General features: G+C 66.6%; 16 protein-coding genes. 13 read left to right on the top strand and 3 right to left on the bottom strand.

Annotation, left to right across the window (positions count from 1 at the left end; all coding sequences use genetic code 11):
• Positions 1-19 precede the first annotated feature (19 nt).
• The 4 genes from GR303_RS24680 to GR303_RS10165 all read left to right on the top strand — a co-directional run bounded on the left by GR303_RS24680 (position 20) and on the right by GR303_RS10165 (position 3755).
• The gene (locus tag GR303_RS24680) at positions 20-340 is read left to right on the top strand and encodes a YciI family protein (protein ID WP_161722046.1); all 321 of its coding nucleotides are present in this window, start codon (positions 20-22) and stop codon (positions 338-340) included.
• Positions 341-365: 25 nt separating this feature from the next.
• Complete coding sequence (odhB, locus tag GR303_RS10175) at positions 366-1601, top strand: 2-oxoglutarate dehydrogenase complex dihydrolipoyllysine-residue succinyltransferase (protein WP_161722047.1); 1236 nt, start codon at positions 366-368, stop codon at positions 1599-1601.
• Between the two features lie 120 nt (positions 1602-1721).
• Positions 1722-3119: a dihydrolipoyl dehydrogenase gene (gene lpdA, locus GR303_RS10170; RefSeq protein ID WP_161722294.1), complete on the top strand. Its 1398-nt coding sequence runs from the start codon at positions 1722-1724 to the stop codon at positions 3117-3119.
• 9 nt (positions 3120-3128) lie between these two features.
• Positions 3129-3755 carry a thymidine kinase gene (locus GR303_RS10165; protein ID WP_161722048.1) on the top strand — a complete coding sequence of 209 codons (627 nt, stop codon included), beginning with the start codon at positions 3129-3131 and terminating at the stop codon, positions 3753-3755.
• Positions 3756-4254: 499 nt separating this feature from the next.
• On the opposite strand, the gene GR303_RS10160 is transcribed toward GR303_RS10165, so the two are convergent.
• Complete coding sequence (locus GR303_RS10160) at positions 4255-5241, bottom strand: tyrosine recombinase XerC (RefSeq protein WP_246205367.1); 987 nt, start codon at positions 5239-5241, stop codon at positions 4255-4257.
• 56 nt (positions 5242-5297) lie between these two features.
• On the opposite strand from GR303_RS10160, the gene GR303_RS10155 reads away from it, so the two are divergent.
• From GR303_RS10155 to GR303_RS10120, 8 genes are all read left to right on the top strand, one after another.
• Complete coding sequence (locus GR303_RS10155) at positions 5298-7460, top strand: primosomal protein N' (protein WP_161722050.1); 2163 nt, start codon at positions 5298-5300, stop codon at positions 7458-7460.
• A gap of 30 nt (positions 7461-7490) precedes the next feature.
• Complete coding sequence (locus GR303_RS10150; RefSeq protein ID WP_161722051.1) at positions 7491-8051, top strand: histidine phosphatase family protein; 561 nt, start codon at positions 7491-7493, stop codon at positions 8049-8051.
• A gap of 199 nt (positions 8052-8250) precedes the next feature.
• Positions 8251-8823 (top strand): F0F1 ATP synthase subunit delta, encoded by a 573-nt coding sequence (locus GR303_RS10145; RefSeq protein ID WP_161722052.1) that lies wholly within the window; start codon positions 8251-8253, stop codon positions 8821-8823.
• On the top strand, positions 8823-10352 hold the full coding sequence (gene atpA, locus GR303_RS10140) for a F0F1 ATP synthase subunit alpha (RefSeq protein ID WP_161722053.1): 1530 nt from the start codon (positions 8823-8825) through the stop codon (positions 10350-10352). Before GR303_RS10145 ends, atpA begins: the two co-directional genes overlap by 1 nt.
• A gap of 55 nt (positions 10353-10407) precedes the next feature.
• The gene (locus tag GR303_RS10135) at positions 10408-11280 is read left to right on the top strand and encodes a F0F1 ATP synthase subunit gamma (RefSeq protein ID WP_161722054.1); all 873 of its coding nucleotides are present in this window, start codon (positions 10408-10410) and stop codon (positions 11278-11280) included.
• 21 nt (positions 11281-11301) lie between these two features.
• Positions 11302-12756 carry a F0F1 ATP synthase subunit beta gene (gene atpD, locus GR303_RS10130; RefSeq protein WP_161722055.1) on the top strand — a complete coding sequence of 485 codons (1455 nt, stop codon included), beginning with the start codon at positions 11302-11304 and terminating at the stop codon, positions 12754-12756.
• Positions 12757-12871: 115 nt separating this feature from the next.
• Positions 12872-13273: a F0F1 ATP synthase subunit epsilon gene (locus GR303_RS10125; RefSeq protein WP_161722056.1), complete on the top strand. Its 402-nt coding sequence runs from the start codon at positions 12872-12874 to the stop codon at positions 13271-13273.
• A 39-nt stretch (positions 13274-13312) separates the two neighbouring features.
• Positions 13313-13825, top strand: a complete 513-nt coding sequence (locus tag GR303_RS10120; protein ID WP_161722057.1) for a 2'-5' RNA ligase family protein — start codon at positions 13313-13315, stop codon at positions 13823-13825.
• Positions 13826-13950: 125 nt separating this feature from the next.
• Here the strand turns inward: GR303_RS10120 and putA are convergent, their stop codons facing one another.
• Entirely contained in the window at positions 13951-17049 is a 3099-nt protein-coding gene (gene putA, locus GR303_RS10115; protein ID WP_161722058.1) for a bifunctional proline dehydrogenase/L-glutamate gamma-semialdehyde dehydrogenase PutA, read from the bottom strand.
• 114 nt (positions 17050-17163) lie between these two features.
• Here putA and GR303_RS10110 point away from each other — a divergent pair, with 114 nt between their 5' ends.
• Entirely contained in the window at positions 17164-17625 is a 462-nt protein-coding gene (locus GR303_RS10110) for an Lrp/AsnC ligand binding domain-containing protein (RefSeq protein ID WP_161722059.1), read from the top strand.
• Positions 17626-17743: 118 nt separating this feature from the next.
• On the opposite strand, the gene GR303_RS10105 is transcribed toward GR303_RS10110, so the two are convergent.
• Positions 17744-18751 carry a TerC family protein gene (locus tag GR303_RS10105; protein WP_161722060.1) on the bottom strand — a complete coding sequence of 336 codons (1008 nt, stop codon included), beginning with the start codon at positions 18749-18751 and terminating at the stop codon, positions 17744-17746.
• Positions 18752-19012 lie beyond the last annotated feature (261 nt).

Below are 19012 nucleotides of genomic sequence, written 5' to 3'. Positions count from 1 at the left end.
ACGACGGGAGTATCGACACGTGCCGATCCATCTCTGCAAGCTTCTGCCACCTCGACCGACCTTTCCGGCTGACATGACGCCGGCGGAGGCAGGGCTGATGCAGAAGCATGCAGTCTATTGGCAGGGCCTCGCCGACCGGGGCATCGCCCTGGTCGTCGGCCCCGTGCTCGATCCTGCCGGCGTTTGGGGCGTCGCCGTCGTCGATGTGAACGATGCCGATGCTGCCGCTGCCTTGACGAACGAAGACCCGGTGATCTCCGCCGACGCCGGCTTTCGATACGAAATTCATCCGATTCCGCAGGCCATCCTGCGGACAAAACATCAACCGAACCCTCTGTGAAGGGGCCGTCCCTAAGGCGTAATTCATGGCAACCGAAATCCGCGTACCCACTCTTGGCGAATCCGTGTCAGAGGCCACCATCGGCCGCTGGTTCAAGAAGCCCGGCGATCCCGTGAAAGCCGACGAGCCCGTGCTCGAGCTCGAGACCGACAAGGTCACCCTCGAGGTCAATGCTCCCGCGAGCGGCACGCTGGGCGAGATCGTCGCCAAGGACGGCGAGACCGTAAGCCCCGGCGCGGTGCTCGGCTCCATCGTCGAGGGCGGCGCGGGCGCCGCTCCCGCTGCTGCTCCGAAGGCCGAAGCTCCGAAAGCCGCTCCGGCGCCTGCGGCGACGCCGGCTCCGGTGCCGACAGCGGCTGCTCCCGGTGCTGCCAAGGATCACGGCCCCGCCGTCGCCCGCTTGGCGGCCGAGAGCGGCGTGAACCCCGCTTCTGTCGGCGGCACGGGCAAGGACGGCCGCGTGACCAAGGGCGACATGCTCGCCGCCATCGCCACGGGCGGCGCCTCGGCCCCCGCCCCCGCTCCGATGCAGATGCGCGCCCCCTCCGCTCCGGTCGACGCCGAGCGCGAAGAGCGCGTGAAGATGACCAAGCTGCGTCAGACCATCGCGCGCCGCCTGAAGGACGCGCAGAACACCGCCGCCATGCTCACCACGTTCAACGACGTGGACATGAGCGCCGTGATGAACCTGCGCAACCAGTACAAGGACGTGTTCGAGAAGAAGCACGGCACCAAGCTCGGCTTCATGGGCTTCTTCACCAAGGCGGTGATCCAGGCCCTCAAGGAGCTGCCGGCGGTGAATGCCGAGATCGACGGCACCGACATCGTCTACAAGAACTACTACCACATCGGCATTGCGGTCGGCACCGAGAAGGGTCTCGTGGTGCCCGTGGTGCGCGATGCGGACCTGCTCTCCGTCGCCGGCATCGAGAAGACCATCGCCGATTTCGGCCGCCGCGCCCGGGACGGCAAGCTCGCCATCGAGGAGATGCAGGGCGGCACCTTCACCATCACCAACGGCGGCATCTACGGCTCGCTCATGTCGACGCCGATCCTCAACGCGCCGCAATCGGGCATTCTCGGCATGCACCGCATCGAGGAGCGCCCCGTTGTGCGCAACGGCCAGGTCGTCGTGCGCCCGATGATGTATCTCGCGCTCTCCTACGACCACCGCATCGTCGACGGCAAGGAGGCCGTGACCTTCCTCGTTCGGGTCAAGGAGGCGCTGGAGGATCCGGCGCGCCTCGTGCTCGATCTGTAAGTTTTCACCATGTCTGTCATGGCCGGGCTTGTCCCGGCCATCTCGATCGGGGAGGCCCTGCGCTTCGCGGATCGGGATCGCCGGGCCGAGCCCGGTGATGACGAAACGAGGGTTCAATCAATGTCCTACGATCTCATCGTCATCGGCACCGGCCCCGGCGGCTATGTGTGCGCGATCCGCGCCGCCCAGCTCGGCCTGAAGACCGCCGTGGTGGAGAAGCGCAAGACCCATGGCGGCACCTGCCTCAACGTGGGCTGCATTCCCTCCAAGGCGCTGCTCCATGCCTCGCATATGTTCCAGGATGCGCAGCACTTCGCCGAGATGGGCATCGGCGTCTCCGCGCCGACCCTCGATCTCAAGAAGATGCTCGCCTTCAAGCAGGAAGGCGTCGAGGGCAACACCAAGGGCGTGGAGTTCCTGCTCAAGAAGAACAAGATCGATGCCTTCCACGGCACGGCGCGCATCGCGGCGGCGGGCCAGGTCGAGGTGACGGGCGAGGACGGCTCGAACCAGATGCTCGAGACCAAGAACATCGTCATCGCCACGGGCTCCGACGTCACCCGCCTGCCGGGCATCGAGATCGACGAGAAGGTGGTGGTGTCCTCCACCGGCGCGCTGGAGCTTGAGAGCGTGCCGAAGCGCCTCGTGGTGATCGGCGCCGGCGTGATCGGCCTGGAGCTCGGCTCCGTGTGGCGCCGTCTGGGCTCCGAGGTGACGGTGGTGGAATATCTCGACCGCATCCTGCCCGGCATGGACGGCGAGGTCGCCAAGAACTTCCAGCGCATCCTGTCCAAGCAGGGCTTTGCCTTCAAGCTCGGCGCCAAGGTCACCAAGGTGGAGAAGACCGGCAACGGCGCGACGCTCACCGTCGAGCCCGCCGCGGGCGGCAATGCGGAGACGCTTGAAGCCGACGTAGTGCTCGTGGCGGTGGGCCGCGTGCCCTACACGCAGGGGCTCGGCCTCGACAAGGTGGGCGTCCAGCTCGACAACCGCGGCCGCATCCAGACGGACGCGCATTTCTCCACCAACGTCACCGGCATCTACGCCATCGGTGACGTGATCGCCGGCCCCATGCTCGCCCACAAGGCCGAGGACGAGGGCGTGGCGGTTGCGGAAATCCTCGCCGGAAAGGCGGGCCACGTGAACTACGACGTGATCCCGAGCGTGGTCTACACCTTCCCGGAGGTCGCCTCCGTCGGCAAGACCGAGGAGGAGCTGAAAGCGGCCGGCATCGCCTACAATGCGGGAAAATTCCCCTTCACGGCCAATGGCCGCGCCAAGGTGAACCGCACCACGGACGGCTTCGTGAAGATCCTGGCCGATGCCGCCACCGACAAGGTGCTCGGCGTCCACATCATCGGGCCGGAGGCCGGGAACCTCATTCACGAGGCGGCGATCGCCATGGAGTTCGGCGCGTCCTCCGAGGACATGGCCCGCACCTGCCATGCGCACCCGACGCTTGCGGAAGCTGTGAAGGAAGCGGCCCTCGCGGTGGAGAAGCGCGCGATCCACATGTAAGATCGGACGATGGCCAAGCTCCACTTCCTCTACTCGGTGATGAATGCAGGCAAGACCACCCATCTCCTGCAGGTTCGCTACAACTACATCGAGAACGGCGGCCACGTGCTGCTGTTCACGAGCGTGATCGACGACCGCTTCGGGGTGGGGAAGGTCAAATCCCGCCTCGGCCTCGAAGCGGATGCGATTCCCCTGAGGAAGGACGACTCCATCCGCGCCATCGTGGAGGCGGAGCACGCGGTCAGGCGCGTGACCGCCGTTCTCATCGACGAGGTCCAGTTCATGACGGCGGAGCAGGTGCGCCAGCTCGCCGGGATCGTCGACGAGCTGAAAATCCCCGTCATGGCCTATGGGCTCAAGAACAACGTCTACGGCACGCTGTTCAGCGACGCCATCATCGCCATGATGGCGCTGGCCGACGATTTTCAGGAGATCAAGCAGCTCTGCCATTGCGGCCGCAAGGCCACGATGATCCTGAAATACGACCGCAACGGCGAGGCCGTCCGCTCCGGCGAGGTGATCGAGATCGGCGGCGAGGGCCGCTACGTGTCCGTCTGCCGCCCCCATTGGACGGCCGGCGACATCGGACCGGCCGCGCGGCAGCTTCTGGCCGAAGCGGTGGCGGCGGCGGAATAGACGCCTTCAGATCTCAACTGTGACGTTCATCTCCGTGGGAGCTGCGCTCCCGTCTATGACCTACGGTTGCATATTGCTGCTGTCGGCAGAATCTCTCTTGTCACATGCTCCAGAGTCCACATAGCGTGTCGCCACAACAATGTTGCTATGAGGGATCCATGTCGAAGCTTCGGATTTTGACGGACGGCGAACTAGACCTCGTTTCCGGCGGCAAGAGCTCCATTCCGATCATAGGCCCATTGATCGATTGGATCAGCGGCGGCGGCAGATGCAGCTATCCGGGCGGCGGGGGCGCTCCGACCGGCCCCACTCCGCCGAACCACCGTCAGTTCCCTGCCCCGGCGACACCGATGCCGGGCCCTGGCCGCGGCATTCCGCGCCGGGTGCGGCCCTTGGACTGACCAGATCTCGGCGCAGGGCCTGCCGGCTCATCATAAGAAATGCCGAAGCTGCGAAGAAGCAGGCGGCCCTGCGCTATTGAAACAATCTCTCAAGCACCTCAGGCCGCACCGGTCTTGCGGGCCCGCGGATGGGCCGCGTTGAACGCGTCCATCAACCTTGCCGCATCCACCTTCGTGTAAAGCTGCGTGGTCGAGAGCGAGGCGTGGCCTAAAAGTTCCTGGATGCCGCGCAGGTCGCCGCCTTTGGCGAGAAGATGCGTGGCGAAGGAATGGCGCAGGGCATGGGGCGTGGCGCTGTCGGGAAGCCCCAAGGCGCCGCGCAGCTCCTCCACCGCGAGCTGGATGATGCGCGGCGAGAGCGGTCCGCCGCGGGCGCCGACGAAGAGCGGTCCCTCAGGGGGAATCGCGTAGGGGCAGAGCGCCAGGTATTCCTCCACCGCCCGCTGGATCGGCGAGATCACCGGCACGCTGCGCCTCTTGCCGCCCTTGCCGGTGACCGTGACCGCATCGATGCCGTTCACCGGCGCATCGCGCCGCTGCAGCCCGAGGGCTTCGGAAATGCGCAGCCCCGCCCCGTAGAGCAGGGACAGCACGGCGGCATCCCGCGCCAGGATCCAGGGCTTGCGGTTCTCCGACGTCCGCGTCTGCGCATCCGTCACGGCCACCGCCGAGGAGGCGGAGAGGGGGCGCGGCAGGTTCCTGTCCACCTTCGGCGTGCGGATCGCCGCAAAGGCCGAGGCCGTCCCAAAGCCCTCCCGCTCCAGGTGACGGGCGAAGGAGCGCAGGGCTGCGAGCTGGCGCATGAGGGACCGGCTTCCCACCGCATCCATGCGCCGCGCCGCCAGGAACGCGCGGATGTCCAGCGGCTTCAGGCCGAGAATGGCTTTAACGCTCGGCGCCTCGCCGAGATGATTCGTCAGGAAGGCGAGGAACTGCCGCAGGTCCCGCGCATAGGCCTCGACGGTCTTTCCCGACAGCCGCCGCTCCTTCGCAAGAGAGGCAAGCCACGCCATCGCCTCCCGGCGGGTGTCGTCCGCGCCGGGAAGGGCGAGATCGAGAGCATTCTGCGTGGCGTTGCTTGACATGAGTCCCATTTATGCAAGGGCAGAACCCTAACAGTCACAGGTTAACCTCTCATCCCATGACAAGCCGCATCGCCGATGTCCTCATCCCGCTGGCGCTGGACACGGCCTATTCCTATGCCGTGCCGGACAGCCTCGGCCTCAAGGAGGGCGACGTGGTGCAGGTGCCGCTCGCCAACCGGGAGGTGGCGGGCGTCGTCTGGGGCCTGCGGGAGGGGCAGGGCGGCAACCTGAAGAAGGTCTCGGGCGTCATCGAGGCCCCGAACCTCTCAGCGAGAATGCGCAAGTTCCTGGACTGGATCGCCTGGTATACCCTGGCGCCCAAGGGTTCCGCGCTGGCCATGGGCCTCAAGATCCCCGATGCCGACCGGCAGGAGGTCGCCCGGGTCGGGGTGAGGCTGGCAGGAGCCCTCCCGAAGCGGATGACGCCCGCGCGGCAGAAGGTGATCGAGATCGCCGGGGACAGGGCCGTGCGGCTCAAAAGCGAGCTGGCCCAGGCTGCCGGCGTCAGCGCCGGCGTCGTCGACGGGCTGATCGACGAGGGGACGCTGGAGACAGTGGCCCTGCTGGCCGAGCCCGTGGCCCACATGCCCGATCCCGCCTTCGGCCACACGGCCCTCTCCGACGGCCAGCGGGATGCGGCGGATCACCTCGTCGCCGCCATGGGCGAGGAGCACCCGCCCGTGATCCTGCTCGAAGGCGTGACGGGATCGGGCAAGACGGAGGTCTATTTCGAGGCCGTGGCCGAAGCCGTGCGCAAGGGCCGGCAGGCCCTGATCCTCATGCCGGAAATTGCGCTCACGGCCCAGTTCCTCGACCGCTTCGCCGCCCGCTTCGGGGTGAAGCCCGCCACCTGGCATTCCGGCGTCACGGGCCGCAGGCGCGAGCGGCTCTATGCAGCTATCGCCTCCGGCGAGGTGAAGGTGGTCGCCGGCGCCCGCTCGGCCCTGTTCCTTCCTTACGCCGATCTCGGCCTGATCGTGGTCGATGAGGAGCACGAGACCGCCTACAAGCAGGACGACGGGGTGCACTACCATGCCCGTGACATGGCGGTGGTGCGCGGCAAGATCGAGAACGCCCCCGTGATCCTGGCCTCGGCCACGCCATCCATCGAGAGCCGGGTCAATGTGGAGCGCGGGCGCTACCGGCATGTGCGGCTGCCCGAGCGGTTCGGCGGCCGCTCCATGCCGCAGATCCGGGCCGTGGACCTGCGCAAGGAGGCAATCCCCAAGGGCCGCTGGCTCTCGCCGACCCTGGTCACGGCCGTCGAGCAGACGGTCGCCCGGGGCGAGCAGGCGCTGCTCTTCCTCAACCGGCGCGGCTATGCCCCGCTCACCCTCTGCCGGGCCTGCGCCCACCGCTACGAATGCCCGAACTGCTCCTCCTGGCTGGTGGAGCACCGCTTCCGCCGCTCCCTCGTCTGCCACCATTGCGGGCACGTGGAGCGCACGCCTCACGCCTGCGTCGAATGCGGCAGCGTGGATTCGCTGGTGCCCTGCGGCCCAGGGGTCGAGCGGATCGCGGAAGAAGCGGCCGCCCTGTTCCCGGACAAGCGCTGCATCGTGCTCTCCAGCGACTTCCCCGGCGGCACGGAGCGCCTGCGGGCGGAACTCGCCGCCGTCGCGGCGGGGGAGGTGGACATCGTCATCGGCACCCAGCTCGTGGCCAAGGGTCACAACTTCCCGCTCATGACCCTCGTGGGCGTCCTCGACGCCGATATCGGCCTCACCTCGGGCGACCCGCGCGCTGCCGAGCGCACGTTCCAGATGCTGCAGCAGGTCACGGGCCGCGCCGGGCGCGGGGAGAAGCCGGGCCGGGCCCTGGTCCAGACCTGGCAGCCCGACCATCCGGTGATCGCGGCCCTGATCTCCGGCGATGCGGAGCGGTTCTACCGGGAGGAGACCCGGGTGCGCGAGATGGCGGGTCTCCCCCCCTTCGGACGCCTCGCCTCCCTGATCGTCTCGGCCGCGGAGCGCGAGGCGGCGGAGGCCCATGCCCGCGCCATGGCCCTGGTGGCGGAGCCGCCGCCCGGCGTGACCGTGCTCGGGCCCGCGGAGGCCCCGCTCGCCCTCATCCGCGGCCGCTACCGCTTCAGGCTCCTGGTGAAGACCGAACGGGAGGTGGACCTTCAGGGTTACCTGCGCGGCTGGATGGCCCGCTGCCCGAAGGTCCGCGGGAACACCCGGGTCTCCATCGATGTCGATCCGCAGAGCTTTCTGTGACCGCCCAGGAATTTTCGTAAGACAGGTACCATGCCCAAGATCGTCCATTGCATCCGCCACGGCCAGTCGACCTTCAACGCCCATTGGGCCGAGCACGGGGAGGATCCGGGGCATGTCGATGCGCCCCTCACGGAGCTCGGCCGGCGCCAGGTGGCCGAGCGGGCGCCCGAATTGCGGCACCACCCCTACGAGCTGGTGGTGACCTCGCCCCTGACCCGGGCGATCCAGACAACCCTGGGCCTGTTCGGGGACCATCCCGCCTCGCCCTCGATCCTGGTGGAATGCCTCCATCGGGAGCACCTGGAGAGCAGCTGCGACGTGGGCCGGGCCGTCTCGCAGCTCGCGCGGGAGTTCCCGCACCTCTCCTTCGGCCATCTGGACGAGGTCTGGTGGCACAACGAGGGCGAGCCGAACGAGCGGGGATTCGTCTATGAACCGCCCCACCTGTTCGAGGCGCGGGTCGAGCGGTTCCGCGCCTGGCTGGCCGGGCGGCCCGAGGGGCTGATCGCCGTGGTGGGGCACGGCACCTTCTTCAGCCGGCTCACCGGACGGTTCCTGGGCAACTGCGAAGTCGCGGTGCTGGAGCTTTAACCCAGCACCCGGTTTTTTCCCGTCCGCAGGGGGCCAAGCTCGCCTTGCGCCTCAGAAAAACCCATGCTAGTGCACCCTCGCCTGACGGGCGGAGAAGGCTCCCGTCCCTGGCTCATTTCCACACCTGACGGGTTTCCCGAGGCCTCGTTCGAAGGCCGCTCCGGTCTGAGACCCGTTAAGACACGAGAGAGACGGTTACGTGGCGCAAAGCGGTTCGCAAGAAGGACCCCTCCTGTCGGGCGTAGCGTTGCGCTACGCTTCGGCGCTGTTCGACCTCGCGCGGGAAGCGAATGCGGTGGATGCCGTGGCTGGCGATCTCGCCCGCTTCGATGCTCTGATCCGCGGCAGCGCAGACTTGCAGCGCCTCATCCTCAACCCCATCTTCACGGCCGAGGAGCAGTCGAAGGCGATCGGTGCGATTCTCGACAAGGCTGGCATTTCGGGCCTTGCGGGCAACTTCATCCGCCTCGTGGCGTCCAAGCGCCGGCTCTTCGCCCTGCCGGACATGATCCGCGCCTTCCAGAACCTGGTGTCCGACGCAAAGGGCATCGTCCGGGCGCAAGTGATCCTGGCGGAGGCGCCGACCGACACCGTCCTCAACGAAATCAAGGCGGCGCTGCGCGACGTCGCCAAGGCTGACGTCGCCCTCGACGTCAAAATCGACCCGAGCCTCATCGGCGGCCTCATCGTGAAGATGGGGTCTCGCATGGTGGATGCCTCGGTGCGCACCAAACTCAATTCCATTCGTCTAGCGATGAAAGAGGTCCGCTGATGGACATTCGAGCCGCTGAGATCTCCGCGATCCTCAAAGAGCAGATCAAGAACTTCGGTACCGAGGCTGAAGTCACCGAAGTGGGGCAGGTTCTGTCCGTCGGCGACGGCATTGCCCGTTGCTACGGCCTCGACAAGGTCCAGGCCGGTGAGATGGTCGAATTCGAGAGCGGCGTGCGCGGCATGGCCCTCAATCTCGAGACCGACAACGTCGGCGTCGTGATCTTCGGCTCCGACCGCGAGATCGCCGAGGGCCAGACCGTGAAGCGCACGGGCGCCATCGTGGACGTGCCGGTCGGCAAGGGCCTGCTCGGCCGCGTCGTCGACGCGCTGGGCAACCCCATCGACGGCAAGGGTCCGATCCAGTCGACGGAGCGCCGCCGCGTGGACGTGAAGGCCCCGGGCATCATTCCGCGCAAGTCCGTGCACGAGCCGATGGCGACGGGCCTCAAGGCCATCGACGCCCTCATCCCGGTCGGCCGCGGCCAGCGCGAGCTGATCATCGGCGACCGCCAGACCGGCAAGACCGCGATCGCCCTCGACACGATCCTGAACCAGAAGCCCCTGAACCAGGGCAACGACGAGTCGCAGAAGCTGTACTGCGTCTACGTCGCCGTCGGCCAGAAGCGCTCGACCGTCGCCCAGTTCGTGAAGGCTCTCGAGGACAACGGCGCGCTGGAATACTCCATCGTCGTCGCCGCCACCGCCTCGGATCCGGCTCCGATGCAGTTCCTGGCGCCCTTCTCCGGCTGCGCCATGGGCGAGTTCTTCCGGGACAACGGCATGCACGCCGTGATCGTGTACGACGACCTGTCCAAGCAGGCCGTCGCCTACCGTCAGATGTCGCTCCTGCTCCGCCGCCCGCCGGGCCGCGAGGCCTATCCGGGCGACGTGTTCTACCTGCACTCCCGTCTGCTGGAGCGCGCCGCGAAGCTCAACGACGCCAACGGCGCCGGCTCGCTCACCGCTCTGCCGGTCATCGAGACGCAGGCGAACGACGTGTCGGCCTACATCCCGACCAACGTGATCTCCATCACCGACGGCCAGATCTTCCTTGAGACGGACCTGTTCTACCAGGGCATCCGCCCGGCGGTGAACGTCGGCCTCTCGGTGTCGCGCGTGGGCTCCTCGGCCCAGACGAAGGCGATGAAGAAGGTCGCGGGCAAGATCAAGGGCGAGCTGGCGCAGTACCGCGAGATGGCGGCCTTCGCCCAGTTCGGCTCCGACCTCGACGCCACGACGCAGCGCCTGCTCAACCGCGGCTCGCGCCTGACCGAGCTCCTGAAGCAGCCGCAGTTCTCGCCGCTGAAGATGGAGGAGCAGGTCGCCGTGATCTATGCCGGTGTGAACGGCTATCTCGATCCGCTGCCGCTCAACCGCGTCCGCGCCTTCGAGGACGGTCTGCTCTCGCTGCTGCGCAGCAAGCACGCCGACATCCTCGAGTCGATCCGCGCTTCGAAGGATCTGTCGAGCGATACGGAAGCGAAGCTCAAGGACGTCGTCCAGACCTTCGCCAAGTCTTTCTCGTAAGACTTCCGTTCTCTTAAAGATCCAGCCGGAACTCCGGAGAGGGTAGGGCCGCTCGATGCCGAGCTTGAAAGACCTTCGAAACCGCATCGCCTCGGTCAAGGCGACGCAGAAGATCACCAAGGCCATGCAGATGGTGGCCGCCGCGAAGCTGCGCCGCGCGCAGAGCGCCGCGGAGGCCGCGCGTCCCTATGCGGAGCGCATGTCCACGGTGCTCGGCAATCTCGCGTCCGGCATCACCGTCGGGCCCGAGACGCCGCGTCTTCTGGCCGGCACCGGTTCCGACCGCGTCCACCTGCTGATCGTGTGCACCGCGGAGCGTGGGCTCTGCGGCGCCTTCAACTCCTCCATCGCCCGTCTCGCCCGCGACCATGCCAACCGGCTGCTCGCCGAAGGCAAGACGGTGAAGATCATCTGCGTCGGCAAGAAGGGCTACGACATTCTGCGTCGCCAGTTCAGCCAGCACATCATCGACCTCGTCGACCTGCGCTCGGTCCGCCAGATCGGTTTCGAGCAGGCCGACGGGATCGCCCAGAAGGTCCTCGCTCTCTTCGAGGCCGGCGAGTTCGACGTGGCGACGCTGTTCTACTCGCGCTTCCGTTCAGTGATCGCCCAGATCCCGACGGCGCAGCAGATCATCCCGGCACAGATCGAATCCGGCGGCGCTTCGTCCGAAGCGGTCTACGAGTACGAGCCCGAGGAAGGCGAGATCCTGGCGACGCTGCTGCCGCGGAACCTCACCGTGCAGATCTTCCGCGCGCTGCTGGAGAACGCCGCTTCCGAACAGGGCGCCCGCATGAGCGCCATGGACAACGCGACCCGCAACGCGGGCGAGATGATCAAGAAGCAGACGCAGACCTACAACCGGTCGCGCCAGGCGATGATCACCAAGGAACTGATCGAAATCATTTCGGGCGCCGAGGCGCTCTGACGAATCCGAGAGGAGCCTCACATGGCTAATACCGCTACCCCCGGCAAAGCAACCGGTCACATCACGCAGGTCATCGGCGCCGTCGTCGACGTTCAGTTCGACGGACACCTGCCGGAGATCCTCAACGCCCTCGAGACCACCAACCAGGGCAACCGCCTTGTGCTCGAGGTGGCCCAGCAGCTCGGCGAGAACACCGTGCGCTGCATCGCCATGGACACCTCCGAGGGCCTCGTTCGCGGCCAGGAGGTCTTCGACACGGGCGCGCCGATCTCGGTGCCCGTCGGCGCCGGCACCCTCGGCCGCATCATGAACGTCATCGGCGAGCCGGTGGACGAGGCCGGCCCCATCGTCGGCGAGGCCCAGCGCGCCATCCACCAGCCGGCCCCGTCCTATGCCGAGCAGTCCACCGAGGGCCAGATCCTCGTCACGGGCATCAAGGTCGTCGACCTGCTCGCTCCCTACGCCAAGGGCGGTAAGATCGGTCTCTTCGGCGGCGCCGGCGTCGGCAAGACCGTTCTCATCATGGAGCTCATCAACAACGTGGCGAAGGCGCACGGCGGCTACTCCGTGTTCGCCGGCGTCGGCGAGCGCACCCGCGAGGGCAACGACCTCTACCACGAGATGATCGAGTCCCGCGTGAACGTGAACCCGGCCGAGAACAACGGCTCGGCCGCCGGCTCCAAGTGCGCCCTCGTGTACGGCCAGATGAACGAGCCGCCGGGCGCCCGCGCCCGCGTCGCGCTCACCGGTCTGACCGTCGCCGAGCACTTCCGCGACCAGGGCCAGGACGTGCTGTTCTTCGTGGACAACATCTTCCGCTTCACCCAGGCGGGCTCCGAGGTGTCGGCGCTTCTCGGCCGCATTCCCTCGGCGGTGGGCTACCAGCCGACGCTGGCCACCGACATGGGCGCCCTGCAGGAGCGCATCACCACCACCACCAAGGGCTCCATCACCTCGGTGCAGGCCATCTACGTGCCCGCCGACGACCTGACCGACCCGGCGCCGGCCACCTCCTTCGCCCACCTGGACGCCACGACCGTGCTGTCGCGCTCGATCGCCGAGAAGGGCATCTACCCGGCGGTGGACCCGCTCGACTCGACCTCGCGCATGCTCTCGGCCGCCATCGTCGGCGAGGAGCACTACAATGTCGCCCGTCAGGTGCAGCAGGTGCTGCAGCGCTACAAGGCGCTCCAAGACATCATTGCGATCCTGGGCATGGACGAGCTCTCGGAAGAGGACAAGCTCACCGTGGCCCGCGCCCGCAAGATCGAGCGCTTCCTGTCGCAGCCCTTCCACGTGGCCGAAGTGTTCACCGGCTCGCCCGGCAAGCTCGTCGCGCTTGAAGACACCATCAAGGGCTTCAAGGGGCTGGTGAACGGCGAGTACGACCACCTTCCCGAGGCGGCCTTCTACATGGTCGGCACCATCGAGGAAGCCGTCGAGAAGGCCCAGCGCCTCGCGGCCGAAGCGGCCTAAGATTGCATCATGCGTTGTTCTGGAGCGTGCCCCACGCTCCGGAACAGTCTTGTCCAAGCGTATCTCCCAAACGATTCCCTCGCGGCCCCAGCCGACGGGATGACGAGGAGCTCAGATGGCTACCTTCAACTTCGAACTCGTCTCTCCTGAGCGCGTGCTGTTCTCCGGCGACGTCGACGCGGTCGTGCTGCCGGCGACGGAAGGCGACATGACGGTTCTGGCCGGCCATTCGCCGGTGATGACCACCCTCAAGACCGGGTTCCTCGTCATCACCAGCAATCCCGGCAACGGCCGCCGGATCCTGGTCCGCGGCGGTTTTGCCGACGTGAACCAGAACGGCCTCACGGTTCTGGCCGAGCGTGCGCTGCCGGCGGAGGAACTCACCCAGGAAATCCTCGACCACGAGATCCTGCAGGCCGAGATGGCCTACGACGCCACCAACGATCCCGCCGCCAAGCATGCGGCCGAGTCCGCCGTCGCGCAGCTGCGCGAGGCCAAGGCGGCCTTGAACTTCTGATCCTGAAACAACCCGGCCCCGAGCCGGGTTTTTCTTTCCATGGATCCCGCCGCACCGCTCATCCTTACGCTCCGCCTCGACGAGCGCTCCTTCGCCTTCTTCGACGGGCAGCGGCGGCGCTACTTTCCCCCCGAGCGAAACCTCATCCCGGCGCATCTGACGCTGTTCCACCATCTGCCGGGGGAACATCTCGCGCCTCTGGAGGAGCACATTGCGGCCCGCTGCTCAGGCCAGCACCCCTTCGCGCTCGACGTGACAGGCCTGCGCTCCCTCGGTCGCGGCGTCGCCTACACGCTCGCCTCCGCCGACCTCGCCGCGCTTCGCCACGATCTCGCGCATCACTGGGCAGAGTGGCTCAAGCCGCAAGACCGGCAGAAGCACCAGCCGCATGTGACCATCCAGAACAAGGTCGATCCGATCCAGGCTAGGGCTCTTCTGGAAGAGTTGAGCGACGGATTCACGCCGTTCCAGGTCACGGGCATAGGGTTAGACCTGTGGTGGTATCGCGGCGGGCCATGGGAGAAGGTGCGGACCATCGTGTTCGAGCCATAGTCTACCCAGGCTGTGGCCGGCCTTGCGCCGGCCATCCCGATCACATGAAAAGCTGCGCCTCTTCAAGCATCATCACCGGCCCTGTGCCGGTGATGATGCCAAACAAACGAGTCAGGCGTGGAGCACTACTCGCCCATCGCGATCAGGTTCGCATTGCCGCCCGCAGCCGCCGTGTTGATCGTCACCGTCTGCTCGGTGGCAAAGCGCAGGAGGTAGTGCGGTCCGCCCGCCTTCGGTCCCGTGCCGGAGAGCCCATGGCCGCCGAAGGGCTGCACGCCCACCACCGCGCCGATCATGTTGCGGTTCACGTAGACGTTGCCCACCGACAAGGCCTCGACCACACGCTCGACCGTGGCGTCGATGCGCGAATGCACGCCCAGCGTCAGGCCGTAGCCGGTGCCCTCGATCGCCTGCAGCACCTCCTCCAGGCGATCCGCCCTGTAGCGCACCACGTGGAGCACCGGGCCGAACACCTCCTGGGCGAGATCATGTGGCCGGTTGAGCTCGAAGATGTGCGGCGCCACATAGGTGCCCGTCGCCGGCGCCTCGCCCGCGTAATGCACCTTGGCCTGGCGCTTCATGGCCGCGATATGGGCATCGAGCTTGTCCTTCGCCTCCCGGTCGATCACCGGACCCACATGGGTCGAGATTTGCCGCGGGTCGGCGATCTTCAACTCGCGCGCATTGCCGGCGATCATCTCGATCATCCGGTCGGCCACGTCCTCCTGCACGCAGAGCAGGCGCAGGGCCGAGCAGCGCTGACCCGCCGAGCGGAAGGCGGAGGTCACCACGTCGTCCGCGACCTGCTCGGGCAGCGCGGTGGCATCCACGATCATGGCGTTGATGCCGCCGGTCTCGGCGATGAGCGGCACGATGGCCGCGTCCTTGTTGGCGAGCGTTCGGTTGATGATGCGCGCCACCTCCGTGGAGCCCGTGAAGACCACGCCGGCGACATCCTTGTGCTCCACGAGCCGGGCGCCGACGCGGCCGTCGCCGGGCACCAGATGCAGTGCCGTCTTCGGCACGCCGGCCTCGTGCAGGATGCGCACGGCAAGATCCGCAACCAGCGGCGTCTGCTCGGCGGGTTTTGCGACGACCGCATTGCCGGCCATCAGTGCGGCGCTGACCTGCCCGAGGAAAATGGCGAGGGGGAAGTTCCAGGGCGAGATCGCCACGAACACTCCGCGGCCGCGCAGGCGCAGCACGTTGCTCTCGCCGGTCGGTCCCGGCATGAGGTCGCCTTCGCCGAACAGGGTGCGTCCCTGAACGGCGTAGTAGCGCAGAAAGTCGATCGCCTCGCGCACTTCCGAGAGCGCGTCGTCGAGGGTCTTGCCGGCTTCCAGCTGCAGCAGGTGCAGCAGCGCGCCGCGGCGCTCCTCAAGGAGGTCGGCGGCGCGCTGGAGCGCCAAGGCGCGGATGTCGGCCTCCGTGCGGCTCCACTTCGCGAAGCCCTTATGGGCGGCTGCCATCGCGCGGTCCGCCACTTCCGCAGAGGCCTCCGTCACCTGCCCAGCGACCGTGCTGCCGTCGATCGGGCTGACCACGGGGCGGGAGGTGCCGGATGCCGCCTTGCCGTCGATCAGCGGCTCGGCCTTGAAGCTCTGCTGACCGGCCTTCCGGATCTCGGCCAGCAGCGCCTCGAGCGAGGCCCGGTGGCCGAACTCCACGCCGCGCGAATTGGTGCGCTCAGGCCCGTAGAGATCGCGCGGCAGCGGCAGCTTGGGATGGCGGGCCTTGTCGGCAGAGACGATGATGTCGGCGGGGCGTTTGAGCAGTTCATGCACCGGCACGTTCGGGTCCGCCGCCACGGAGACGAAGGAAGAGTTCGCCCCGTTCTCCAGAAGCCGGCGCACGAGATAGGCCAGAAGATCGCGGTGGCCGCCCACCGGCGCATAGGCGCGGCAGGCCAAGCCCGGGTTGTCTTCCAGCAGGCGCGCATAGAGCGCCTCGCCCATGCCGTGCAGGCGCTGGAACTCGTAGCCTTCCGTGCCGCCGGCGCGCTCGATGATGGAGGCGACGGTCAGCGCGTTGTGCGTGGCGAATTGCGGGTAGATCCGCGGGCGAAGGGAGAGCATCTTCTCGGCGCAGGCCATGTAGTGGAGGTCCGTCATCGCCTTGCGGGTGAAGACCGGATAGTCGTCGAGACCGCGCTCCTGGGCGCGCTTCACCTCGGTATCCCAGTAGGCGCCTTTCACGAGGCGAACCATCAGCTGACGATTGTAGCGCTCGGCCATGGCGGCAATGGCATCGATCACGGAGCCGGCGCGCTTCTGATAGGCCTGGATGGCGAGGCCAAAGCCCTTCCAGCCGGCGAGGGACGGGTCGGCGAGCACGGCTTCGATCACCTCGAGCGACAGCTCGAGCCGGTCGGCCTCCTCCGCATCGACGGTGAAGTTGAGGTCGTAGGATTTCGCCTTCCGAGCGAGTTCCACCACCAGCGGCACCAACTCGCGCATCACACGCTCGCAGCTCGTAGCCTCGTAGCGCGGGTGCAGGGCTGAGAGCTTCACCGAGATGCCGGGGCGGTTCGGCAGGGGCTCGTTGCCGGCAGACCGCCCGATGGCATCAATGGCGGAGGCGTAGGATTCGAAATAGCGGTGCGCGTCCTCCGCGGTGCGGGCGCCTTCGCCCAGCATGTCGAAGGAATAGCGGTAGATCCGGCCCTTGGAGGAGGAGGCGCGCTTGAGGGCCTCCTCGATGGTCTGGCCGAGCACGAAATGGTTGCCCATCACCCGCATGGCCTGGCGGGTGGCGGTGCGCACGGCGGGCAGGCCCAGGCGCTTGGTGAGCTGGCGCAGAATGCCCTCCGGCGTCTCGCCCGGCTGGATCACCCGGGCCGTGATGCCAAGCGCCCAGGCCGAGGCCGAGACGAGGAAGGCGTCGGATTTCGCCTCATGGCCGGCGAAATCGGCCTGCCCCAGCTTGTCCTCGATGAGCCGGTCGGCGGTGGCGGCATCCGGCACCCGGAGCAGGGCCTCGGCCAGCACCATGAGGGCGAGGCCCTCCTTGGTGGAGAGCGCGTATTCCCGCAGCATCTCCTCGACGCCTCCGAGCCCGCCGCCCTTGGCGCGGATCGCTTCGATCAGGCGGGTGGCCTGCTCGTCCACGCGCCTCTCCCGCTCCGGGGAGAGGCGGGAGCCGGCCAGCAGCCGGGCTGCGATGGCCTTGTCGTCTTCCGCGAAAGGAGGGTTGAAGGGCAGGGCGGTGCCGGGGGCAGGATTCATCGGGGCGTCCTCTCAGGTTTTCCGGAAATATATGAGGGGAATGTCCGTGCTTCGATGGCAAAATGCGCATTTCTGCCTTAAGAACAGCGGCAGAAGAGGAGAAAGGCCGTGTAAATGGCGGAACTCGACCGGATCGATCGCAAGATCCTCAAGCACCTCCAGAGCGATGGCCGCATCGCCACCGTGGATTTGGCCGAGAAGGTCGGGCTGTCGCCCACCTCCACCAGCGAGCGGGTCAAGCGGCTGCAGCGGGAGGGCTATATCGCCGGCTACGGAGCGAGGCTCGATCCGCACCGGCTTGGCCTCGAGCTTCTCGTCTTCGTGGAGGTCTCCCTCGACAAGACGACGCCGGACGTGTTCGAGAAATTCGCCGAGGCCGTGAAGCGCGCGCCCGAAGTCCTGGAATGCCACATGGTGGCAGGTGGCTTTGATTACCTGGTGAAAACCCGCGTCGCCGACATGGCCGCCTACCGCCGCTTCCTCGGCGAGATCCTGCTGGCGCTTCCGGGCGTGAAGGAGACGCGCACCTACGCGGTGATGGAGGAGGTCAAGAGCGACGGGGCGCTGCCGGTGTAGAGACCCGCATACGTCATGGCCGGGCTTGTCCCGGCCATCCCGATACTGAGAGGCTCAGCCTCTCGCTGAAGTGGGATCACCGGCACAAGGCCGGTGATGACGATTGAAGAAGGTTACCTTACCCGGAAACAACCTCCTGCTCGTCCTTCGTCTTCCACAGGGAGAAGACCACGCCCCCCGCGATCAGAGCAAGAGTCACGCCCAGCGAGATGGAGGGATCGAGCTTGCCCACGAGCTGGTTCCAGAAAATCTTGCCGCCGATGAACACGAGCACCAGCGCCAGGGCATATTTCAGGTAATGGAACCGGTGCACCATGGCGGCCAGGGCGAAGTAGAGCGCCCTCAAGCCGAGGATGGCCATGATGTTGGCGGTGTAGACCACGAAGGTGTCCGTGGTGATGGCGAAGATCGCCGGCACCGAATCCACCGCGAAGATCAGGTCGGCGACGTTGATCACCACGAGGGCCAGGAAGAGCGGGGTCGCCCAGGTGACGATCTTGCCCGTTTTCGGATCGGGTTCGCGCACGAAGAAGTGCTGATCGTGAAGCCGGTTCGTCACCCGCATGTGTTTGCGCAGGAGGCGGACGAACGGATTCTTCTCGATGTCCGGGTCGCTCTCTGGAACGATCAGCATCTTGATGCCGGTCGCGATGAGGAACGCGCCGAAGATGTAAAGCATCCAGGCATATTCCTGCACCAGCGCGGCGCCGAGCGCGATCATGATGCCGCGCAGAACGATGACGCCGATGATGCCCCACACGAGAGCGCGGTACTGGTATTTTCGGGGGATCGCGAAATAGCTGAAGATCAGCGAGATCACGAAGACATTGTCGATGGACAGTGACTTCTCGATGAAGAAGCCCGTGAAGTAGGCGATGCCCGCATGGCTGCCGTCCTGGGTTGTCAAGAGGCCATTCTCGAACGACCACCAGATATAGGCGCCGAAGAGCACCGCAATCCCGACATAGAAGGCAGACAGGAGGAGACTCTCCTTCACGCCGAGTTCCTTGTCCTTCTTGTTCAGGACGCCGAGATCGAAGGCGAGGAGAAAAATGACAAGGCTCAAGAAGGCCGTCCAAATCCAGACGGGCTTTCCCAGCCATTCCACAAGGAGGAATTCTGGCATAACCGGACCTATGATTGCTTCTGTTCAAGCATCGGCTCCGACATCACGGACGCTTTCTCGTCCGCCAGAGGGGCCCGGTCACCGATGGGATGCAACGTGGGTACGACCTCCAGGACCGTCAAGAGACCCGGCTCCTGGAATTTTTGCTCAAAATTTTGTCAAATGCCGGTCTCGAGGGCATGGATGCCGCGGCAAGAGACTTGACCCCCGCCCCGGTTCTGCTTGCATGGTCAAGAACAGGGCAGGCAGCCGAAAAGGGCG

This window comes from Microvirga arsenatis, from assembly GCF_009910705.1.
In the GTDB taxonomy this organism is placed as follows: Bacteria; Pseudomonadota; Alphaproteobacteria; order Rhizobiales; family Beijerinckiaceae; genus Microvirga; species Microvirga arsenatis.
This window is presented reverse-complemented; position numbering and strand designations above follow the sequence as displayed.

Coding starts and splice junctions, on each gene's coding strand:
- odhB (WP_161722047.1), top strand. CDS start 366: ATGGCAACCGAAATCCGCGTACCCACTCTTGGCGAATCCGTGTCAGAG.
- lpdA (WP_161722294.1), top strand. CDS start 1,722: ATGTCCTACGATCTCATCGTCATCGGCACCGGCCCCGGCGGCTATGTG.
- GR303_RS10165 (WP_161722048.1), top strand. CDS start 3,129: ATGGCCAAGCTCCACTTCCTCTACTCGGTGATGAATGCAGGCAAGACC.
- GR303_RS10160 (WP_246205367.1), bottom strand. CDS start 5,241: ATGTCAAGCAACGCCACGCAGAATGCTCTCGATCTCGCCCTTCCCGGC.
- GR303_RS10155 (WP_161722050.1), top strand. CDS start 5,298: ATGACAAGCCGCATCGCCGATGTCCTCATCCCGCTGGCGCTGGACACG.
- GR303_RS10150 (WP_161722051.1), top strand. CDS start 7,491: ATGCCCAAGATCGTCCATTGCATCCGCCACGGCCAGTCGACCTTCAAC.
- atpA (WP_161722053.1), top strand. CDS start 8,823: ATGGACATTCGAGCCGCTGAGATCTCCGCGATCCTCAAAGAGCAGATC.
- GR303_RS10135 (WP_161722054.1), top strand. CDS start 10,408: ATGCCGAGCTTGAAAGACCTTCGAAACCGCATCGCCTCGGTCAAGGCG.
- atpD (WP_161722055.1), top strand. CDS start 11,302: ATGGCTAATACCGCTACCCCCGGCAAAGCAACCGGTCACATCACGCAG.
- GR303_RS10125 (WP_161722056.1), top strand. CDS start 12,872: ATGGCTACCTTCAACTTCGAACTCGTCTCTCCTGAGCGCGTGCTGTTC.
- GR303_RS10120 (WP_161722057.1), top strand. CDS start 13,313: ATGGATCCCGCCGCACCGCTCATCCTTACGCTCCGCCTCGACGAGCGC.
- putA (WP_161722058.1), bottom strand. CDS start 17,049: ATGAATCCTGCCCCCGGCACCGCCCTGCCCTTCAACCCTCCTTTCGCG.
- GR303_RS10110 (WP_161722059.1), top strand. CDS start 17,164: ATGGCGGAACTCGACCGGATCGATCGCAAGATCCTCAAGCACCTCCAG.
- GR303_RS10105 (WP_161722060.1), bottom strand. CDS start 18,751: ATGCCAGAATTCCTCCTTGTGGAATGGCTGGGAAAGCCCGTCTGGATT.